Source organism: Streptomyces inhibens (assembly GCF_003389455.1).
GTDB classification, from domain to species: domain Bacteria; phylum Actinomycetota; class Actinomycetes; order Streptomycetales; family Streptomycetaceae; genus Streptomyces; species Streptomyces inhibens.
Genome location: NZ_QUAC01000184.1, coordinates 1 through 19636, shown reverse-complemented (window position 1 = coordinate 19636; position 19636 = coordinate 1). Strand labels below are relative to the sequence as shown.

Genomic DNA, 19636 nt, shown 5'->3' with positions numbered 1-19636 from the left:
GGCCCGGCCCCGCGCCGCGGCAGGCCCCGCCCACCCCGCACAGCACCGACATCACCGGCCATGTCCAGCTGCCGCCGGGCGCACCGGTGGCGCTGCCCAGCCCGCCCACCGACACCGCCGCACCGGACGCCGCGCAGGCGGCCGTCGCGGTGCTGCTGATCGGCCCGGCCGGCGCCGGCAAGACCAGCGTCGCCCGCCACTGGGCCGACACGCGCCGGGTGCCGACCGCGCACATCAGCCTCGACGACGTCCGCGAATGGGTCCGTTCCGGCTTCGCCGACCCGCAGTCCGGCTGGAACGACCACTCCGAGGCGCAGTACCGCCTCGCCCGCCGGACCTGCGGCTTCGCGGCCCGTAACTTCCTCGCCAACGGCATCTCCTGCATCCTCGACGACGCCGTCTTCCCGGACCGGCCGGTCGTCGGCCTCGGCGGCTGGAAGCGGCATGTGGGCCCCGGCCTGCTGCCGATCGTGCTGCTGCCCGGTCTGGAGATCGTCCTGGAGCGCAACGCCCGGCGCACCGGTAACCGCCGGCTGTCCGACGAAGAGGTGGCCAGGATCCACGGGCGGATGGCCGGCTGGTACGGCTCCGGACTGCCGATCATCGACAACTCCCAGCACGATGTCGCCACGACGGTGCGGGTGCTGGACGACGTCGTCGCCCGCAGCATCGCCAGCCCGCCCGCCTGGTAGCCCCGGGCGTACCCCGGTCCCCCGGGCGGCGGCGCTCGACCGGCCGCCTCGGGGGAGCCGCCGTACGCTCGTGATATGTCCGAGTTGTACGCGGCCCGACGCACGCGGCTGCGCGACCGCTGCGCCGCAACCGGAAGTGCCGCCGCACTGATCTCGCGCCCCGCGAACGTCCGCTATCTCGCCGGCTGTGCGCCGCCGGGCGCCGCTCTGCTGCTGGGCCCGTCCGACGATGTGCTGCTGTGTGCCCGACCGCTGAGCGGCGATCCGTCCGAGGGGCGGCCGGTCGACGACGTACGGGTGTCGGTGCTGCCCACCCGTGGCGGCGACCCGGTCGTAGCCGGCGCCGATCTGGCCGCCAAAGCCGGCGCGGACACCCTGGCCGTCGAGGAACATCACCTCACCGTCACCCGCCACCGGGCGCTCTCCCAGGTCGCCCCGCGGCTGCGGCTGACCGATCTGGCCTGCGCGGTCGAGGCACAGCGGCTGGTCAAGGACGACGACGAGATCGCCTGTCTGCGGATCGCCGCCGAGATCTCCGACCAGGCCCTGGGCGAACTCCTGGAATCGATCCTGGTCGGCCGCACCGAGCGGCATCTCGCCCTCGAACTGGAGCGCCGTCTGGTCGACCACGGCGCGGACGGCCCGGCCTTCCCCACCTCCGTCGCGACCGGCCCGAACTCCGGCCGCCTCGGGCATCTGCCCACCGACCGGAGGGTCGAGGAGGGCGACTTCCTCAGCGTCGGCCTGGGCGCGAATTACCGCGGCTACCGCTGCGAGATCGGCCGCACCTTCGTCATCGGCACCACGCCCTCGGACTGGCAGATCGAGCTCTACGATCTCGTTTTCGCAGCCCAGCGGGCCGGGCGCGAGGCGCTCGCGCCGGGTGTGGAGTGCCGCGAGGTGGACCGGGTGACCCGTCATATGCTGGATGCTGCGGGGTACGGAGAGCGCCTGGGACCGTGGACCGGGCACGGTGTGGGACTCGAAATCGACGAGGACCCTCAATTGTCGCCTGCTGCCATGGGTAAACTGGACGCTTGCGTGCCGGTCACCGTCGAGCCGGGGGTTCACATCCCGGGCCGTGGGGGTGTCCGGATCGACGACACACTCGTCGTCCGCCCCGAGGCGGACGGCGGGCCCGAGCTACTCACGATCACGACCAAGGAGCTGCTCGCACTCTGAGCCGTAGCGGTTCGGTGTGCACCTCTCCGGGGTCCCACCACCTGCAGTCCAGGAGATTCCGCAACCGTGGCATCCACGAACGACCTCAAGAACGGCATGGTGCTCAAGCTCGAAGGCGGCCAGCTCTGGTCCGTCGTCGAGTTCCAGCACGTCAAGCCCGGCAAGGGCCCGGCCTTTGTCCGCACCAAGCTCAAGAACGTGCTGTCCGGCAAGGTGGTGGACAAGACCTTCAACGCCGGCGTGAAGGTCGAGACGGCCACCGTCGACAAGCGCGGAATGCAGTTCTCGTACATGGACGGCGACTACTTCGTCTTCATGGACATGGACACCTACGACCAGCTGCACGTCGACCGCAAGGCTGTCGGCGACGCCGCCAACTTCCTCATCGAGGGCTTCGAGGCCGTCGTGGCGCAGCACGAGGGCGAGGTGCTCTACGTCGAGCTGCCGGCCGCCGTCGAGCTCGTCGTCCAGGAGACCGAGCCGGGTGTCCAGGGTGACCGCTCCACCGGTGGCACCAAGCCGGCGACGCTGGAGACGGGCCACCAGATCCAGGTCCCGCTCTTCATCACCACCGGCGAGAAGATCAAGGTCGACACCCGCACGAGCGACTACCTCGGCCGGGTGAACAGCTAACCGTGGCTGCCCGCAGCAAGGCCCGTAAGCGCGCCTTCCAGATCCTCTTCGAGGCCGATCAGCGCGGTGCCGAGGTGCAGTCCGTGCTGGCGGACTGGATGCGTCACGCCCGGACCGACCCCCGGCAGCCGCCGGTGAACGAGTACACCCTGCAGCTCGTCGAGGGGTACGCGGACCATGTCGCCCGTATCGACGAGCTGATCTCCACCTACGCGGTCGACTGGGACCTGGACCGGATGCCGGCGGCCGACCGCAGCATCCTGCGGCTCGGTGCCTACGAACTGCTCTGGGTGGACGACACGCCGGACGCGGTGGCGATCGACGAAGCGGTGCAGCTCGCCAAGGAGTTCTCCACGGACGACTCGCCCTCCTTCGTCAACGGCCTCCTCGGCCGGCTCAAGGAGCTGAAGCCGAGCCTGCGGCGCGAGGCGTAGCAGGCGGCCGGCAGAGCGGACGACAGGGCCCGGAGCGGTGGGTTACGCTCCGGGCCCTTCGCGTGCCCGCACAGCGCCGCTCAGGGCCGTCCCAGGCATCCCTGGGGCCCCTGGCGCACCGCACCCGGCGCACTGCGCGCGGGGGGCGTACGCCGGTCACGCAAAACCGCCGCCCCGGAGAGCCCGGAGCGGCGGTACGTTTCTGCAGGTGGTGCGCGAAAAGCTTCAGAGCTCGTCGTGCTGCACGGCGCGGCGCGCGTCGGCGTCCAGTACGCCCCAGCTGATCAGCTGCTCGGTCAGCACCGAGGGCGACTGGTCGTAGATGACCGCGAGGGTGCGCAGGTCGTCCTGGCGGATCGACAGCACCTTGCCGTTGTAGTCACCGCGCTGACTCTGGATCGTGGCGGCATAGCGCTGCAGCGGGCCGGCCTTCTCCTGCGGGACATGGGCGAGGCGCTCCAGGTCGAGCACCAGCTTCGGCGGCGGCTCGGCCGCTCCGCCCGGCGTCGTGCCCGGCAGCAGTTCCTGCACCGGAACGCCGTAGAAGTCCGCCAGCTCGGCGAGGCGCTGCACGGTCACGGCACGGTCGCCGCGCTCGTACGAACCCACCACCACGGCCTTCCAACGGCCCTGGGACTTCTCCTCGACGCCGTGGAGGGACAGGCCCTGCTGGGTGCGGATGGCGCGGAGTTTGGCCCCGAGCTGTTTGGCGTATTCGCTGGACATAAAACTCCCCAGACGGCTGTATCGACATGCGGCTCCGCCGCGGGCTGGTAACTCACTGTGAGGTTACGCAGCGTAATCTGACTTCGTCAAGCGGAATGGGCCAGGCCATCACCCGTCAGGGGTGCGGACCGGCCCTGGAGGGGGTCCTGGTAACCTGACTGCGTAATTTCGACGTCCTTTAAGGTCCGTCCCGTGAGGCGGAGAAGGAGGTCCGTTTCGTATGGACGCAAACAGTTCTGAGGCGGGAGTACAGCTCCCCGCGCGCCCGGTGCTCGAAGGCCCGGACATCGCGCGGATGCTCACCCGTATCGCCCACGAAATCGTCGAGCGCGCCAAGGGCGCGGACGATGTGGTGCTGCTGGGGATTCCGACCCGCGGCGTGTTCCTCGCCCGGCGGCTGGCCGCCAAGCTCGCGGAGATCACCGGCCGTACGGTCCCGGTCGGCTCGCTCGACATCACGATGTACCGCGACGACCTGCGCCTGGGCCCGGCCCGCACGCTCGCCCGCACGGACATCCCCGGCGACGGCATCGAGGGCCGGCTGGTCCTGCTCGTCGACGACGTCCTCTTCTCCGGGCGCACGATCCGCGCCGCGCTCGATGCGCTGGGCGACATCGGACGGCCGCGCGCCGTACAGCTCGCGGTCCTGGTCGACCGCGGCCACCGCGAGCTGCCGATCCGCGCCGACTACGTAGGCAAGAACCTCCCCACGTCGCTGAGGGAGACGGTCAAGGTCCAGCTCACCGAGGAGGACGGCCGGGACGCCGTGCTGCTCGGTGTCAAAGAGACCGCCCCGGCCGGCGAGCGATAGCGCACCGCGCAGGGACCCGGTGACCCCGGGCCCGCAGGCATGCCCGCTCAACGGACATTCCCGTACACCTCCTTCACCCACGGAGAAAACCGGATGAAGCGTCACCTCATCTCGGCCGCCGACCTCACACGCGACGACGCCGTTCTGATCCTCGACACCGCCGAGGAGATGGCCCGGGTCGCGGACCGGCCGATCAAGAAGCTCCCCACCCTGCGCGGACGCACCGTCGTCAACCTCTTCTTCGAGGACTCGACCCGCACCCGTATCTCGTTCGAAGCCGCGGCCAAGCGGCTCTCCGCCGACGTCATCAACTTCTCCGCCAAGGGCTCGTCGGTCTCCAAGGGCGAGTCGCTCAAGGACACCGCCCTCACCCTGGAGGCGATGGGCGCGGACGCCGTCGTCATCCGCCACCACGACTCCGGCGCCCCGCACCGCCTGGCCACCTCCGGCTGGATCGGCGGCTCCGTGGTCAACGCCGGTGACGGCACCCACGAGCACCCCACCCAGGCGCTGCTCGACGCCTTCACCATGCGCCGCCGCCTCGTCGGCGTCGACGCGGGCCTGGGCCACGACCTCGCCGGCCGCCGGATCACCATCGTCGGCGACATCCTGCACAGCCGCGTCGCCCGCTCCAACGTCCATCTGCTGCACACCCTCGGCGCCGAGGTCACCCTGGTCGCGCCGCCGACGCTGGTGCCGATCGGTGTGGAGCGGTGGCCCTGCGAGGTCTCCTACGACCTGGACGCGGTGCTCGCCAAGTCCGACGCGGTGATGATGCTGCGCGTCCAGCGCGAGCGGATGAACGCCGCGTTCTTCCCGACCGAGCGCGAGTACGCGCGGCGCTACGGCCTCAACGGCGACCGCATGGCCCGGATGCCGGAGCACGCGATCGTGATGCACCCCGGCCCGATGAACCGCGGTATGGAGATCACCGCCGAGGTCGCCGACTCGCCGCGCTGCACCGCCGTCGAACAGGTCGCCAACGGTGTCAGCATCCGTATGGCGGTCCTCTATCTGCTTCTGGGCGGCAACGAGCCCGCCGTCACCGCCGGCAACGGCACCAGCACACGCACCGAGGAGAGCAAGTAACCATGGGCCAGATCCTTATTCGCGGCGCGAAGATCCTCGGTGGCGAGCCGCAGGACGTGCTGATCACGGACGAGACCATCACCGCCGTCGGCACCGACCTGACCGTCTCCAGCGCCGAGGGCGCCCAGGTCATCGAGGCGGACGGCAAGATCCTGCTGCCGGGCCTGGTGGACCTGCACACCCACCTGCGCGAGCCGGGCCGCGAGGACTCCGAGACCGTCCTGACAGGCACCAAGGCCGCCGCCGTCGGTGGCTTCACCGCCGTCCACGCCATGGCCAACACCTTCCCCGTCGCCGACACCGCGGGCGTCGTCGAGCAGGTCTGGCGGCTGGGCAAGGAGTCCGGTTACTGCGACGTCCAGCCGGTCGGTGCGGTCACCGTCGGTCTGGAGGGCAAGAAGCTCGCCGAGCTCGGCGCGATGCACGACTCCGCGGCCGGTGTACGGGTCTTCTCCGACGACGGCAAGTGCGTGGACGACGCCGTCATCATGCGGCGCGCCCTGGAGTACGTGAAGGCCTTCGACGGCGTCGTCGCCCAGCACGCCCAGGAGCCCCGGCTCACCGAAGGCGCCCAGATGAACGAGGGCATCGTCTCCGCCGAGCTGGGCCTCGGCGGCTGGCCCGCGGTCGCCGAAGAGTCGATCATCGCCCGCGATGTGCTGCTCGCCGCGCACGTCGGCTCCCGGGTGCACATCTGCCATCTGTCGACGGCCGGCTCGGTCGAGATCGTCCGCTGGGCCAAGTCCAAGGGCTGGAACGTCACCGCCGAGGTCACCCCGCACCACCTCCTGCTCACCGACGAGCTCGTCCGCTCGTACAACCCCGTCTACAAGGTGAACCCGCCGCTGCGCACCGAGGCCGACGTCATGGCGCTGCGCGAGGCGCTCGCCGACGGCACCATCGACTGCGTCGCCACCGACCACGCCCCGCACCCGCACGAGGACAAGGACTGCGAGTGGGGCGCCGCGGCCATGGGCATGGTCGGCCTGGAGACCGCGCTCTCCGTCGTCCAGCACACGATGGTCGACAGCGGACTGCTGGACTGGGCCGGCGTCGCCGACCGGATGTCCTTCCGCCCGGCGCACATCGGCCGCCTCGAAGGCCACGGCCGTCCCGTCTCGGCCGGTGAGCCGGCCAACCTCACGCTGCTCGATTCCGCTTACCGTGGAGAGGTGGACCCCGCGCACTTCGCCTCCCGCAGCCGCAACACCCCCTACGAGGGCCGTGAGCTGCCGGGACGCGTCACCCACACCTTCCTGCGGGGCCGGGCAACGGTCGTCGACGGGAAGCTGGCGTGACACCTTCACTTATCCCCCTGGCCGCGGCGCAGAAGTCCGCCGAGGTCACCAACTGGCCCGGACGCATCGCCTGGGTTGTCGGCCTGCTGGTCTTCGTGGTCTTCGTCTACTGGCTGATGCGCGAGGGCTGGAAGTGGCGCGGCACGCTCCAGGGCGATCTGCCCGAGCTGCCGGCCGCACCCGCCGACCCGGGCGAGCCGCGTTTGACGCTCAGCGGCCGCTACCACGGCTCCACCACCGCCGGGCAGTGGCTCGACCGGATCGTCGCGCGCGGCCTCGGCACCCGCAGCCGCGCCGAGCTGACCCTGACCGAGCAGGGCCTGGACGTCGTACGGCCGGGCGCGGCGGACTTCTTCGTGCCGGTCACCGCGCTGCGCGGCGCCCGTCTCGACAAGGGCATCGCCGGCAAGGTCCTGACCGAGGGCGGCCTGCTGATCGTCACCTGGGAGCACGGGGACAAGCAGATCGACTCCGGCTTCCGCTCCGACCGGGCGGGCGAGCACCCGGCCTGGGTCGAGGCCATCAACCAGCTCAGCACCACCGAGCACACCACCAGCACCACCGAGCACACCGAAACGGAAGGCGCACGATGACGACCTCCACCAGGGGGACCGCCAAGATCCCCGCCGTACTCGTCCTGGAGGACGGCCGCACCTTCCGCGGCCGTGCCTACGGGGCCGTGGGGGAGACCTTCGGCGAAGCGGTGTTCTCCACCGGCATGACCGGTTACCAGGAGACGCTGACCGACCCCTCGTACCACCGCCAGGTCGTCATCATGACCGCCCCGCACATCGGCAACACCGGTGTGAACGACGAGGACTCCGAATCGCAGCGGATCTGGGTCGCCGGCTATGTCGTCCGCGACCCCGCCCGCATCCCGTCCAACTGGCGCTCGGTGCGCTCCCTGGACGACGAGCTGGTCGCCCAGGGCGTCATCGGCATCAGCGGCGTCGACACCCGTGCGCTCACCCGCCATCTGCGCGAGCGCGGTGCCATGCGGGTCGGCATCTTCTCCGGCGAGGCGCTGCCCGACGCGGGGGTGATGCTGGCCAAGGTGCGCCAGGCCCCCGAGATGCAGGGCGCGGACCTGTCCACCCAGGTCGCCACCAAGGAGTCCTACGTCGTCCCGGCGATCGGTACGAAGAAGTTCACCGTCGCCGCGATCGACCTGGGCATCAAGGGCATGACCCCGCACCGCATGGCCGAGCGCGGCATCGAGGTGCACGTCCTGCCCGCCACCGCCACCGTCGAGGACGTCTACGCGGTCGAACCGGACGGCGTGTTCTTCTCCAACGGCCCGGGCGACCCGGCCACCGCCGACCACCCGGTCTCCGTCATGCGCGGCGTCCTGGAGCGCAAGACGCCGCTCTTCGGCATCTGCTTCGGCAACCAGATCCTGGGCCGCGCGCTGGGCTTTGGCACGTACAAGCTCAAGTACGGCCACCGCGGCATCAACCAGCCGGTGCAGGACCGTACGACCGGCAAGGTCGAGGTCACCGCGCACAACCACGGATTCGCCGTCGACGCACCGCTCGACAAGGTCTCCGAGACCCCCTTCGGCCGCGCCGAGGTCTCCCACGTCTGCCTGAACGACAACGTGGTGGAGGGCCTGCACCTCCTCGACCAGCCGGCCTTCAGCGTCCAGTACCACCCCGAGGCGGCCGCGGGCCCGCACGACGCCGCGTACCTCTTCGACCGCTTCGTTTCCCTGATGGAGGGCCAGCGTGCCTAAGCGCACCGATATCCAGTCCGTCCTGGTCATCGGCTCCGGCCCGATCGTCATCGGCCAGGCCGCCGAGTTCGACTACTCCGGAACCCAGGCCTGCCGGGTCCTCAAGTCCGAGGGCCTGCGCGTCATCCTGGTGAACTCCAACCCGGCGACGATCATGACCGACCCGGAGATCGCCGACGCCACCTACGTCGAGCCGATCACCCCGGAGTTCGTCGAGAAGATCATCGCCAAGGAGCGCCCCGACGCACTGCTGCCCACCCTGGGCGGCCAGACCGCGCTGAACACCGCGATCTCCATGCACGAGCAGGGTGTGCTGGAGAAGTACGGTGTCGAGCTGATCGGCGCCAACGTCGAGGCGATCAACAAGGGCGAGGACCGCGACCTGTTCAAGGAGGTCGTGAAGGCCGTCCACGCCAAGATCGGCCACGGCGAGTCCGCCCGCTCGGTCATCTGCCACTCCATGGACGACGTCCTGCGGGGTGTCGACGAACTCGGCGGCTACCCCGTCGTCGTCCGCCCCTCCTTCACCATGGGCGGCGCCGGCTCCGGCTTCGCGCACGACGAGGAGGAGCTGTGCCGGATCGCCGGCCAGGGCCTGACCCTCTCGCCGACCACCGAGGTGCTCCTGGAGGAGTCCATCCTCGGCTGGAAGGAGTACGAGCTGGAGCTGATGCGCGACAAGAACGACAACGTCGTGGTCGTCTGCTCCATCGAGAACTTCGACCCGATGGGCGTGCACACCGGTGACTCGATCACCGTCGCGCCGGCGATGACGCTCACCGACCGCGAGTACCAGATCCTGCGCGACATCGGCATCGCCGTGATCCGCGAGGTGGGTGTGGACACCGGCGGCTGCAACATCCAGTTCGCGGTCAACCCCGAGGACGGCCGGGTCATCGTCATCGAGATGAACCCGCGCGTCTCGCGCTCCTCCGCCCTCGCCTCCAAGGCCACGGGCTTCCCGATCGCGAAGATCGCCGCCCGGCTCGCCGTCGGCTACACCCTCGACGAGATCCCCAACGACATCACCGAGAAGACCCCGGCCTCCTTCGAGCCGACCCTCGACTATGTCGTCGTCAAGGTGCCGCGGTTCGCCTTCGAGAAGTTCCCGGCCGCCGACGCCACCCTCACCACCACCATGAAGTCGGTCGGCGAGGCCATGGCCATCGGCCGCAACTTCCCCGAGGCGCTCAACAAGGCGCTGCGCTCCCTGGAGAAGAAGGGCAGCCAGTTCGACTTCGTGACCGCCCCCGGCGCAAAGGCGGAGCTGCTGGAGCTCGCCCAGGTCCCGACCGACGGCCGGATCAACACGGTCATGGCGGCGATCCGGGCCGGCGCCACCCCGCAGGAGGTCTTCGACGCCACGAAGATCGACCCGTGGTTCGTCGACCAGCTCTTCCTCATCAAGGAGATCGCGGACGAGATCGCCGCGGCCGACAAGCTCGGCCCGGAGATCCTTGCGGACGCAAAGCGCTACGGCTTCTCCGACGCCCAGATCGCCGCGATCCGCGGTCTGCGCGAGGACGTCGTCCGCGAGGTCCGGCACGCCCTTGGTGTCCGCCCGGTCTACAAGACCGTCGACACCTGCGCCGCCGAGTTCGCCGCGAACACGCCGTACTTCTACTCCTCCTACGACGAGGAGACCGAGGTCGCGCCGCGCGAGAAGCCCGCCGTGATCATCCTCGGCTCCGGCCCCAACCGCATCGGCCAGGGCATCGAGTTCGACTACTCCTGCGTCCACGCCTCGTTCGCGCTCAGCGACGCCGGCTACGAGACCGTGATGGTCAACTGCAACCCGGAGACCGTCTCCACCGACTACGACACCTCCGACCGGCTCTACTTCGAGCCGCTCACCCTGGAGGACGTGCTGGAGATCGTGCACGCCGAGACCCAGGCGGGCCCGGTCGCCGGTGTCATCGTCCAGCTCGGCGGGCAGACCCCGCTGGGCCTGGCGCAGGCGCTCAAGGACAACGGCGTGCCGATCGTCGGCACCTCGCCCGAGGCGATCGACCTCGCCGAGGAGCGCGGCGCGTTCGGCCGGGTGCTGACCGAGGCCGGGCTGCCGGCTCCCAAGTACGGCACCGCCTTCTCCTTCGACGAAGCCAAGAAGATCGCCGCCGAGATCGGCTTCCCGGTCATGGTCCGCCCGTCCTACGTGCTGGGCGGCCGCGGTATGGAGATCGTCTACGACGAGCCGTCGCTGGGCGAGTACCTCACCCGCCACGCCGGCCTGATCGACAAGCACCCGGTCCTCATCGACCGCTTCCTCGACGACGCCATAGAGATCGACGTCGACGCGCTCTACGACGGCCACGAGCTCTACCTCGGCGGCGTCATGGAGCACATCGAGGAGGCCGGCATCCACTCCGGCGACTCCGCCTGTGCGCTGCCCCCGATCACCCTCGGCGGCTTCGACATCAAGCGGCTGCGGGCCTCCACCGAGGCCATCGCCAAGGGCGTCGGCGTCCGCGGCCTGATCAACATCCAGTTCGCGATGGCCGGGGACATCCTCTACGTCCTGGAGGCCAACCCGCGCGCCTCCCGTACGGTCCCCTTCACCTCGAAGGCCACCGCGGTGCCGCTGGCCAAGGCCGCCGCCCGGATCTCGCTGGGCGCCACCATCGCCGAGCTGCGCGCCGAGGGCATGCTGCCCAGGACCGGCGACGGCGGCACGCTGCCGCTGGACGCGCCGATCTCCGTCAAGGAAGCCGTCATGCCCTGGTCGCGGTTCCGTGACGCCTCGGGCCGCGGCGTGGACACCATCCTGGGCCCGGAGATGCGCTCCACCGGCGAGGTCATGGGCATCGACTCGGTCTTCGGCACCGCCTACGCCAAGTCCCAGTCCGGCGCCTACGGGGCGCTGCCCACCAAGGGCCGCGCGTTCGTCTCCGTCGCCAACCGCGACAAGCGCTCGATGATCTTCCCGGCACGCGAACTGGTCGCCCACGGCTTCGAGTTGCTCGCCACCTCCGGTACGGCCGAGGTGCTGCGCCGCAACGGCATCAACGCCACCGTCGTGCGCAAGCAGTCCGAGGGCGAGGGCCCGAACGGCGAGAAGACCATCGTCCAGCTCATCCACGACGGCCAGGTCGACCTGATCGTCAACACCCCCTACGGCACCGGCGGCCGGCTGGACGGCTACGACATCCGTACCGCCTCCGTCGCCCGCGGCATCCCCTGCCTGACCACGGTCCAGGCGCTGGCCGCCGCCGTACAGGGCATCGAGGCGATGTCCCGCGGCGATGTCGGCGTGCGTTCCCTCCAGGAACACGCCGAACATCTCACCGCGGCCCGCGAGGAGTAGGGCCCACGAGGGGGACACCGAGGCGGTGTCCCCCTCTGCATGAGCCCCCTCGTTCCTCACCGCGGAAGGTCTTAACCCCACGATGTACCGCCTCTTCTTCCACCTGATCTTCAAGCGCATGGACCCCGAGCAGGCCCACCACCTGGCCTTCCGCTGGATCCAGCTGGCCGTGCGCCTCCCCGTGCTGCGCACCTTCGTCGCGGCCGCCCTCGCGCCGCGCTACAAGGAGCTGCGCACCGAGGCCCTGGGCCGCCGGATGCACGGCCCCTTCGGCCTGGCCGCCGGCTTCGACAAGAACGCCGTCGCCATCGACGGGATGACCATGCTCGGCTTCGACCATGTCGAGATCGGCACCGTCACCGCCCAGCCGCAGCCCGGCAACCCCAAGAAGCGCCTGTTCCGGCTTGTGCCGGACCGCGCGCTGATCAACCGGATGGGGTTCAACAACGAGGGCTCCGCGTCCGTGGCGGCCCGTCTGGCGGCCCGCAACCCGGTCTTCCCGACCACCGTCGGCGTCAACATCGGCAAGACCAAGGTCGTCCCGGAGGCCGAGGCGACCGCCGACTACGTCACCTCCACCGAGCGGCTCGCCCGGCACGCCGACTACCTGGTCGTCAATGTCTCGTCCCCGAATACCCCCGGACTGCGTAATCTCCAGGCCGTCGACCATCTCCGGCCGCTGCTGACCGCGGTCCGCGAGGCCGCCGACCGTACGGTCACCGACCGCCGGGTCCCGCTGCTGGTCAAGATCGCCCCGGACCTCGCCGACGCCGATGTCGACGCGGTCGCCGACCTCGCCGTCGAACTCGGTCTGGACGGGATCATCGCCACCAACACCACCATCGCCCGCGAGGGCCTCGGTCTGGCGTCCGACCCGGCGCTGATCGCCGAGACCGGCGGCCTGTCCGGCGCGCCCCTCAAGGAGCGTTCCCTGGAGGTCCTGCGCCGCCTCTACGCCCGCGTCGGCGACCGGATCACCCTCATCGGGGTCGGCGGCATCGAGAACGCCGAGGACGCCTGGCAGCGCATCCTGGCCGGCGCCACCCTCGTCCAGGGCTACAGCGCCTTCATCTACCAGGGCCCGTTCTGGTGCCGCGCCCTCCACAAGGGGCTGGCGGCCCGCCTGCGCAACAGCCCGTACGCCACCCTCGCCGACGCCGTCGGCGCCGAGCACAAGAAGGTGACCGGAAGATGACTCTGGAGCCCTTTGGCACGCGCCTGCGCCGCGCGATGGACGAGCGCGGCCCGCTCTGCGTCGGCATCGACCCGCACGCCTCGCTGCTGGCCGACTGGGGCCTGAACGACGATGTCGCGGGCCTGGCCCGCTTCACCCGCACCGTCGTGGAGGCGCTCGGCGAGCAGGTCGCGGTCTTCAAGCCGCAGGCGGCGTTCTTCGAGCGCTTCGGCTCGCGCGGCCTCGCCGTCCTGGAGACCGCCGTCGTCGAGGCGCGCGAGCGCGGTGCCCTGGTCCTGATGGACGCCAAGCGCGGCGACATCGGCTCGACCATGGCCGCGTACGCCGAGACCTTCCTGCGCAAGGACTCGCCGCTGTTCTCGGACGCGCTGACCGTCTCCCCGTACCTCGGCTACGGCTCGCTGAAGCCCGCCGTCGACCTCGCGCGCGAGAGCGGCGCCGGGCTCTTCGTCCTCGCCCTCACCTCCAACCCGGAGGGCGCGGAGGTCCAGCGCGCGGTGCGCGAGGACGGCCGCACGATCGCCGCGACCGTTCTCGGCCACCTCGCCGCCGAGAACGCCGGCGCCGAGCCGCTGGGATCCTTCGGCGCGGTCGTCGGCGCCACGCTCGGCGATCTCTCCTCGTTCGATCTGGCGATCAACGGCCCGCTGCTGGCCCCCGGCATCGGAGCCCAGGGCGCCACCCCCGCCGACCTCCCGACGGTCTTCGGGGACGCCGTACGCAATGTCGTGCCGAGCGTCAGCCGGGGGGTGCTGCGGCACGGTCCGGACACCGCCGCTCTGCGCGCCGCGGCGCACCGATTCGCCGACGAAGTGCGGACCGCGCTCGATTAGGCACCGTCCGACGGGGACTTTGGTCCCGAAATGTCCTGGTCAGCAGAGTCTGACCAGGACTTTTCGTCTGTTCTCGCTGACTCAGGGCGCCTCGGCCGCTAGTCTCCGATCAGAGCACTGCACGTAAGCGCGTTGCTCGTTGCTCCGCAGGTGCGGGGCGACTAGGTTCCACACCGGTCCGTATCCGACAGTTCGACATCCGAGGTGACGTAGGCGTGGCTCTTCCGCCCCTTACCCCTGAACAGCGCGCAGCCGCGCTCGAGAAGGCCGCCGCGGCTCGCCGGGAGCGCGCCGAGGTCAAGAATCGGCTCAAGCACTCCGGTGCTTCCCTCCATGAGGTCATCAAGCAGGGCCAGGAGAACGACGTCATCGGCAAGATGAAGGTCTCCGCACTGCTGGAGTCCCTGCCCGGCGTTGGCAAGGTCCGCGCCAAGCAGATCATGGAGCGGCTCGGTATCTCCGAGAGCCGCCGTGTCCGGGGTCTTGGCTCCAACCAGATTGCGGCGCTGGAGCGTGAGTTCGGCAGCACCGCTTCCTGAATTTTCCGGCACCCCCGGGAAGCTGGAATAATCGCTGCATGAGTACTGCAGTCTCCCGGGGGATGACCCCCGCACCCCCGGCCAGACAACCGCGACTGACCGTGCTCTCCGGCCCCTCCGGGGTCGGTAAGAGCACGGTCGTCGCGCATATGCGCAAGGTCCACCCCGAGGTCTGGCTCTCGGTTTCGGCCACCACCCGCAAGCCGCGACCCGGGGAGCGGCACGGTGTCCAGTACTTCTTCGTCGACGACGAGGAGTTCGACAAGCTCATCGCCAACGGTGAGCTGCTCGAATGGGCCGAATTCGCGGGCAACCGCTACGGCACCCCCCGCAAGGCGGTGCTGGACCGGCTGGAGGCCGGGGAGCCCGTCCTGCTGGAGATCGACCTGCAGGGCGCGCGCCAGGTCCGCGAGTCCATGGCGGAGGCCCAGCTCGTCTTTCTCGCTCCGCCGAGCTGGGACGAGCTGGTCCGCCGGCTCACCGGCCGGGGCACGGAGGCGCCCGAGGTCATCGAGCGCCGCCTGGCCGCCGCCAAGGTCGAGCTGGCGGCGGAGAAAGAGTTCGATGTGACGCTTGTCAATACCTCCGTCGAGGACGTCAGCCGTGAGCTGCTAGCCTTGATGTTGCATCGATCCGGGGACCGCAACACCAGCGGCTGACCGCGCAGCTCCCCGGAGCGCCCCAGACTTTTGCGTTACACACCGGCTTCATCCCCCTTCGGAAGGCAGAGAGTGTCCTCTTCCATCACCGCACCCGAGGGCATCATCAACCCGCCCATTGATGAGCTTCTCGAGGCCACTGATTCGAAGTACAGCCTTGTGATCTACGCCGCCAAGCGCGCGCGCCAGATCAACGCGTACTACTCCCAGCTCGGCGAGGGCCTGCTGGAGTACGTCGGCCCGCTCGTCGACACGCATGTCCACGAGAAGCCCCTGTCGATCGCGCTTCGCGAGATCAACGCGGGTCTGCTGACCTCCGAGGCCATCGAGGGCCCCGCGCAGTAAGCAAGCACAGCACCTCACCAAGGGCCCGGCGGCGCGACCGCCGGGCCCTTGGTGTGTCATAGGGGCAGACATACCTACGGACCTGAGCTCGGGGAGCGGCGAAGCGATGGACAAGCGGGAGCGGGAGCGGCCCAGGGTCGTTCTGGGGGTCAGCGGCGGGATCGCCGCGTACAAGGCGTGCGAGCTGCTGCGGCNTTCTGGGGGTCAGCGGCGGGATCGCCGCGTACAAGGCGTGCGAGCTGCTGCGGCGGCTGTCCGAGTCCGGGCACGACGTACGGGTCGTGCCGACCGCCTCGGCGCTGCATTTCGTCGGCGAGGCCACCTGGTCGGCGCTCTCCGGCAACCCGGCCACCACCGAGGTCTGGGAGTCCGTCCACGAGGTCCCGCACGTCCGCATCGGCCAGGCCGCCGACCTCGTCGTGGTCGCACCCGCCACCGCCGACCTGCTCGCCAAGGCCGCCCACGGCCTCGCCGACGACCTGCTGACCAACACGCTGCTCACCGCGCGCTGTCCGGTGATCTTCGCCCCGGCGATGCACACCGAGATGTGGGAGAACCCCGCCACCCAGGAGAACGTCGCCACCCTGCGGCGCCGCGGCGCGATCGTCATCGAGCCCGCCGTCGGCCGGCTGACCGGTGTCGACACCGGCAAGGGCCGCTTCCCCGACCCCGTCGAGATCTTCGAGCTCTGCCGCCGGGTGCTGGCCCGCGGCGCGCAGGGGGCCGGCACGCAGGATCTCGCGGGCCGCCATGTCGTCGTCACCGCCGGCGGCACCCGTGAGCCGCTGGACCCCGTCCGCTACCTGGGCAACCGCTCCTCGGGCAAGCAGGGCTACGCGCTCGCCCGCACCGCCGCGGCCCGCGGCGCCCGGGTCACGCTCGTCGCGGGCAACACCGAGCTGCCCGATCCGGCCGGAGTGGACGTGATCCCCATCGGTACGGCCCGCCAGCTGCGGGAGGCCGTGCTGAAGGCCGCCGCGGACGCCGACGCGGTGGTCATGGCCGCCGCCGTCGCCGATTTCCGGCCCGCCGTCTACACCACCGGCAAGATCAAGAAGATCGACGGCCAGGAGCCGGAACCGGTCACCCTGGTCAGAAATCCGGACATCCTCGCCGAGCTCTCCGCCGACCGCCCGCGGCCCGGACAGGTGGTCGTCGGCTTCGCCGCCGAGACGGACGACGTCCTGGCCAACGGCCGCACCAAACTCGCCCGCAAGGGCTGTGACCTGCTGGTCGTCAATGAGGTCGGCGAGCACAAGGCCTTCGGCTCGGCCGAGAACGAAGCGGTGATCCTGGCGGCCGACGGAACCGAGACCCCGGTCCCGTACGGCCCCAAGGAAGCCCTGGCCGACACGGTCTGGGACCTGGTCACCCCCCGCTTGGCCGAGACTCACCCCTGATCCCGCCCGGAACCACCCCTACCGACCCCTGCTTCACTCCATCGGCCCCATAAAAACCGGCGTGTTTCCTTGACCCGGCCCATTCTCAAGGTGATCGTCCTACCGTGGGCCGTGGTGTCCCAGGTCACGGGGGGTCCATAAATCGAGACCGCGTGCCCGAACGCCGCATCTGACCGATAAACTGGCGAGTGGATCGGGCCGAGCGCAGCTCTCGGCCCTTCCGCCAATGATCAGCCAGCAGCCGCTGCAACCCCAGGGAGCGATGTGTCCCGCCGCCTGTTCACCTCGGAGTCCGTCACCGAGGGCCACCCCGACAAGATCGCTGACCAGATCAGCGACACCATTCTCGACGCGCTCCTCAAGGAGGACCCGACTTCCCGGGTCGCCGTGGAGACGTTGATCACCACCGGCCTGGTGCACGTGGCCGGCGAGGTGACGACGAAGGCGTACGCAGACATCCCCAACCTCGTCCGGAACAAGATTCTGGACATCGGCTACGACTCGTCCAAGAAGGGCTTCGACGGCGCTTCCTGCGGCGTCTCGGTGTCCATCGGCGCGCAGTCCCCGGACATCGCCCAGGGCGTCGACACCGCGTACGAGAACCGCGTCGAGGGCGATGACGACGAGCTGGACAGGCAGGGCGCAGGCGACCAGGGCCTGATGTTCGGCTACGCCTGCGACGAGACCCCGGAGCTGATGCCGCTCCCGATCAACCTCGCGCACCGCCTCTCCAAGCGCCTGTCCGAGGTCCGCAAGAACGGCACCATCCCCTACCTGCGCCCCGACGGCAAGACCCAGGTCACCATCGAGTACGACGGCCAGAAGGCCGTCCGCCTCGACACCGTCGTGGTCTCCTCGCAGCACGCCAGCGACATCGACCTCGACTCGCTCCTCGCGCCCGACATCCGCGAGTTCGTCGTCGAGCACGTCCTCAACCAGCTCGTCGAGGACGGCATCAAGCTGGACACCGACGGCTACCGCCTGCTGGTCAACCCGACCGGTCGCTTCGAGATCGGCGGCCCGATGGGTGACGCCGGCCTGACCGGCCGCAAGATCATCATCGACACCTACGGCGGCATGGCCCGCCACGGCGGCGGTGCCTTCTCCGGCAAGGACCCGTCCAAGGTCGACCGCTCGGCCGCCTACGCGATGCGCTGGGTCGCCAAGAACGTCGTCGCCGCCGGCCTCGCGGCCCGCTGCGAGGTCCAGGTCGCCTACGCGATCGGCAAGGCCGAGCCCGTCGGTCTCTTCGTCGAGACCTTCGGCACCGCCACCGTCGACACCGACAAGATCGAGCAGGCCATCGCCGAGGTCTTCGACCTCCGCCCGGCCGCCATCATCCGCGACCTCGATCTGCTCCGCCCCATCTACGCGCAGACCGCCGCCTACGGCCACTTCGGCCGCGAGCTGGAGGACTTCACCTGGGAGCGCACGGACCGGGTGGAGGCGCTGAAGCGGGCTGCGGGGCTGTAAGTCCCCGTACCGCCGCCTGATGTGATCACGGCCCCGGACCGCTGGACGGTCCGGGGCCGTGGCTTTTCCACAGCGCCTCCGGTCACTGTCCGTGCCGTCTGCTAAGACTGGTGCTGTGAGCAGGGAAAACGGGCGACCGGAGGCGGGGGTGTCGGGTGCGGGCGAGCAGTTGGCCCTCATCCGGGAAGCCGTGCGGGAGACCAAAGCCGGGCGGGCCAAGCCGCGGACCTGGCGGGGGGCCGAGTTGGCGGCGGGGTTGCCGGTGGCGCGGGTGCTGGTCGACAAGGGGCTGGTGCACCTCGACCGGTACTTCGATTACGCGGTGCCGGCGGCGATGGATGCCGACGCGCAGCCCGGGGTGCGGGTGCGGGTGCGGTTCGGGGCGGGGGAGAAGGGGGGCCGGCGTGAGGGCGGCAAGCTGGTCAGCGGGTTCATCGTGGAGCGGGTCGCGGAGAGCGACTACCGCGGGGTGCTCGCCCCGATCGCGCAGGTGCTGTCGTCCGAGCGGGTGCTGACGCCCGAGCTGCTGGGGCTGTGCCGGGCGGTGGCGGACCGCTATGCCGGGACGCTCGCCGATGTGGTGCAGCTGGCGGTGCCGCCGCGGCGGGCCCGGGCGGAGGCCAAGCCGTCGCCGGCGCCGTTGCCGCCCAATGCGGCCCCGGAGGTGGGCAGTTGGGAGCGTTACGGGGCGGGGGCCGGGTTCCTGACGGCGCTGGTGCGGGGGGATGCGCCGCGGGCGGTGTGGACGGCGCTGCCCGGGGCGACCTGGCCGCAGGAGCTGGCGCGGGCGGCGGCCGCCGCGCTGGCCGGTGGGCGTGGTGCGCTGGTGGTGGTGCCGGACGGGCGGGCCGCGGCGCGGGTGGATGCGGCGCTCGGCGAGCTGATCGGGGAAGGGCGGCATGTGCTGCTGACCGCGGACGCCGGGCCCGAGGAGCGGTATCGGCGGTGGCTGGCGGTCAGCCGTGGGTCGGTGCGGGCCGTGGTCGGGACGCGCGCGGCGATGTTCGCGCCGGTCGCCGATCTGGGGCTGGTGGCCCTGTGGGACGACGGGGATGCCAGCCACAGTGATCCGCATGCGCCGCAGCCGCATGCTCGCGAGGTGCTCATCCAGCGGTCGGTGAACGAGCGCGCCGGTTTTCTGCTGGGCGGGCTGAGCTGCACGGTCGAGGCGGCGCAGCTGGTCGAGACGGGCTGGGCGCGCCCGCTGGCCGCCGACCGCGAGGTGGTGCGGGCCGCGGCGCCCCTGGTGCGTACGGTCGGCGACGGCGACGAGGCGCGGGACGCCGCCGCG

19 protein-coding genes are annotated in these 19636 nt (G+C 70.5%); 18 read left to right on the top strand and 1 reads right to left on the bottom strand.

The window, feature by feature from the left end; translation table 11 throughout:
- The 4 genes from DY245_RS23045 to nusB all read left to right on the top strand — a co-directional run.
- The coding region (locus DY245_RS23045) for an AAA family ATPase (RefSeq protein WP_128509138.1) at positions 1-692 on the top strand (692 nt) is incomplete at its 5' end.
- Between the two features lie 75 nt (positions 693-767).
- A complete protein-coding gene (locus DY245_RS23040) occupies positions 768-1874 on the top strand; it encodes an aminopeptidase P family protein (RefSeq protein ID WP_128509137.1) in 1107 nt (368 codons plus the stop codon).
- Positions 1875-1940: 66 nt separating this feature from the next.
- The gene (gene efp / locus DY245_RS23035) at positions 1941-2507 is read left to right on the top strand and encodes an elongation factor P (RefSeq protein WP_030412004.1); all 567 of its coding nucleotides are present in this window, start codon (positions 1941-1943) and stop codon (positions 2505-2507) included.
- Between the two features lie 2 nt (positions 2508-2509).
- Complete coding sequence (gene nusB, locus DY245_RS23030; protein WP_128509136.1) at positions 2510-2941, top strand: transcription antitermination factor NusB; 432 nt, start codon at positions 2510-2512, stop codon at positions 2939-2941.
- 225 nt (positions 2942-3166) lie between these two features.
- Here nusB and bldD read toward each other — a convergent pair whose 3' ends face one another.
- Positions 3167-3667, bottom strand: coding sequence for a transcriptional regulator BldD (gene bldD / locus DY245_RS23025; protein ID WP_093482219.1), 501 nt, complete (start codon positions 3665-3667; stop codon positions 3167-3169).
- A 220-nt stretch (positions 3668-3887) separates the two neighbouring features.
- On the opposite strand from bldD, the gene pyrR reads away from it, so the two are divergent.
- The 14 genes from pyrR to DY245_RS22955 form a co-directional block, all read left to right on the top strand.
- The gene (pyrR, locus tag DY245_RS23020; RefSeq protein WP_128509135.1) at positions 3888-4478 is read left to right on the top strand and encodes a bifunctional pyr operon transcriptional regulator/uracil phosphoribosyltransferase PyrR; all 591 of its coding nucleotides are present in this window, start codon (positions 3888-3890) and stop codon (positions 4476-4478) included.
- A gap of 93 nt (positions 4479-4571) precedes the next feature.
- Positions 4572-5567 (top strand): aspartate carbamoyltransferase catalytic subunit, encoded by a 996-nt coding sequence (locus DY245_RS23015; RefSeq protein ID WP_128509134.1) that lies wholly within the window; start codon positions 4572-4574, stop codon positions 5565-5567.
- A gap of 2 nt (positions 5568-5569) precedes the next feature.
- The gene (locus DY245_RS23010) at positions 5570-6865 is read left to right on the top strand and encodes a dihydroorotase (RefSeq protein ID WP_128509133.1); all 1296 of its coding nucleotides are present in this window, start codon (positions 5570-5572) and stop codon (positions 6863-6865) included.
- On the top strand, positions 6862-7458 hold the full coding sequence (locus DY245_RS23005; RefSeq protein WP_128509132.1) for a PH-like domain-containing protein: 597 nt from the start codon (positions 6862-6864) through the stop codon (positions 7456-7458). Before DY245_RS23010 ends, DY245_RS23005 begins: the two co-directional genes overlap by 4 nt.
- Positions 7455-8597 carry a glutamine-hydrolyzing carbamoyl-phosphate synthase small subunit gene (gene carA, locus DY245_RS23000; protein WP_128509131.1) on the top strand — a complete coding sequence of 381 codons (1143 nt, stop codon included), beginning with the start codon at positions 7455-7457 and terminating at the stop codon, positions 8595-8597. The genes DY245_RS23005 and carA overlap by 4 nt, the downstream gene beginning before the upstream one ends.
- Positions 8590-11901: a carbamoyl-phosphate synthase large subunit gene (gene carB, locus DY245_RS22995; protein ID WP_128509130.1), complete on the top strand. Its 3312-nt coding sequence runs from the start codon at positions 8590-8592 to the stop codon at positions 11899-11901. The genes carA and carB overlap by 8 nt, the downstream gene beginning before the upstream one ends.
- Before the next feature lie 82 nt (positions 11902-11983).
- Entirely contained in the window at positions 11984-13096 is a 1113-nt protein-coding gene (locus DY245_RS22990) for a quinone-dependent dihydroorotate dehydrogenase (protein WP_128509129.1), read from the top strand.
- On the top strand, positions 13093-13929 hold the full coding sequence (gene pyrF, locus DY245_RS22985) for an orotidine-5'-phosphate decarboxylase (RefSeq protein WP_181923819.1): 837 nt from the start codon (positions 13093-13095) through the stop codon (positions 13927-13929). Before DY245_RS22990 ends, pyrF begins: the two co-directional genes overlap by 4 nt.
- Positions 13930-14144: 215 nt before the next feature.
- Entirely contained in the window at positions 14145-14468 is a 324-nt protein-coding gene (locus DY245_RS22980) for an integration host factor (protein ID WP_128509128.1), read from the top strand.
- Between the two features lie 38 nt (positions 14469-14506).
- On the top strand, positions 14507-15127 hold the full coding sequence (gene gmk / locus DY245_RS22975; RefSeq protein ID WP_128509127.1) for a guanylate kinase: 621 nt from the start codon (positions 14507-14509) through the stop codon (positions 15125-15127).
- Positions 15128-15199: 72 nt separating this feature from the next.
- Positions 15200-15472, top strand: coding sequence for a DNA-directed RNA polymerase subunit omega (gene rpoZ / locus DY245_RS22970; RefSeq protein WP_005319902.1), 273 nt, complete (start codon positions 15200-15202; stop codon positions 15470-15472).
- Between the two features lie 197 nt (positions 15473-15669).
- Positions 15670-16872 (top strand): bifunctional phosphopantothenoylcysteine decarboxylase/phosphopantothenate--cysteine ligase CoaBC, encoded by a 1203-nt coding sequence (gene coaBC / locus DY245_RS22965; RefSeq protein WP_244943205.1) that lies wholly within the window; start codon positions 15670-15672, stop codon positions 16870-16872.
- 264 nt (positions 16873-17136) lie between these two features.
- Positions 17137-18345, top strand: a complete 1209-nt coding sequence (gene metK / locus DY245_RS22960; RefSeq protein ID WP_128509126.1) for a methionine adenosyltransferase — start codon at positions 17137-17139, stop codon at positions 18343-18345.
- Between the two features lie 115 nt (positions 18346-18460).
- Positions 18461-19636 (top strand): primosomal protein N' family DNA-binding protein (locus DY245_RS22955; protein ID WP_483409819.1); only part of this gene is annotated, 1176 nt, incomplete at its 3' end.